Annotated in this window: 1 protein-coding gene; it reads left to right on the top strand. The window is 48.2% G+C overall.

All coding sequences use genetic code 11. The features are described 5' to 3' along the window. A partial coding sequence (gene tuf, locus EXT46_RS18650; RefSeq protein WP_045980625.1) for an elongation factor Tu occupies window positions 1–1,169 on the top strand: 1,169 nt, incomplete at its 3' end.

The following is a 1,169-nucleotide window of genomic DNA, read 5'->3' as shown; positions in this document are numbered from 1 at the left end:
ATGGCAAAAGAAAAGTTTGAACGTTCGAAACCGCACGTAAACGTAGGTACAATCGGCCACGTTGACCACGGTAAAACAACTCTAACTGCAGCGATCACTAACGTACTAGCAAAAGTATACGGTGGTGTAGCACGTGATTTCGCACAAATCGATAACGCTCCAGAAGAGCGTGAGCGTGGTATCACAATCGCAACTTCACACGTAGAGTACGACACTCCGACACGTCACTATGCACACGTTGACTGTCCAGGACACGCTGACTACGTTAAAAACATGATCACAGGTGCTGCACAGATGGACGGCGCGATCCTAGTAGTTGCGGCTACTGACGGTCCTATGCCACAAACACGTGAGCACATCCTACTATCTCGTCAGGTTGGCGTACCTTACATCATCGTATTCATGAACAAATGTGACATGGTTGATGACGAAGAGCTACTAGAGCTAGTAGAAATGGAAGTACGTGAACTACTTTCAGAGTACGACTTCCCAGGTGACGACCTACCACTAATCCAAGGTTCAGCTCTTAAAGCGCTAGAAGGCGAGAAAGAGTGGGAAGACAAGATTGTAGAGCTTGCAGAAGCACTAGATTCTTACATCCCAGAGCCAGAGCGTGACATCGATAAGCCATTCATCATGCCTATCGAAGACGTATTCTCAATCCAGGGTCGTGGTACAGTAGTAACTGGTCGTGTAGAAGCGGGTATCATCAACGTGAACGACGAAGTTGAAATCGTAGGTATCAAAGAAACTACGAAGACAACGTGTACAGGTGTTGAGATGTTCCGTAAGCTTCTAGACGAAGGCCGTGCAGGTGAGAACATTGGTGCCCTACTACGTGGTACTAAGCGTGACGAAGTAGAGCGTGGTCAAGTACTAGCAGCTCCAGGCACAATCACTCCGCACACCAAGTTCGAAGCAGAAGTATACGTACTGTCTAAAGATGAAGGTGGTCGTCACACGCCATTCTTCAAAGGCTACCGTCCACAGTTCTACTTCCGTACAACTGACGTAACTGGTGACATCCAGCTACCAGAAGGCGTAGAAATGGTAATGCCAGGTGACAACATCAAGATGGTAGTAGAGCTAATCTGCCCAATCGCGATGGATGAAGGTCTACGCTTCGCAATCCGTGAAGGTGGCCGTACAGTTGGTGCTGGTGTTGTAGC

The organism is Pseudoalteromonas sp. CO325X, from assembly GCF_004208955.1.
GTDB classification, from domain to species: domain Bacteria; phylum Pseudomonadota; class Gammaproteobacteria; order Enterobacterales; family Alteromonadaceae; genus Pseudoalteromonas; species Pseudoalteromonas ruthenica.
The sequence above is the reverse complement of the archived record's forward strand: the minus strand, read 5'-3'. Positions and strand labels throughout refer to the sequence as shown.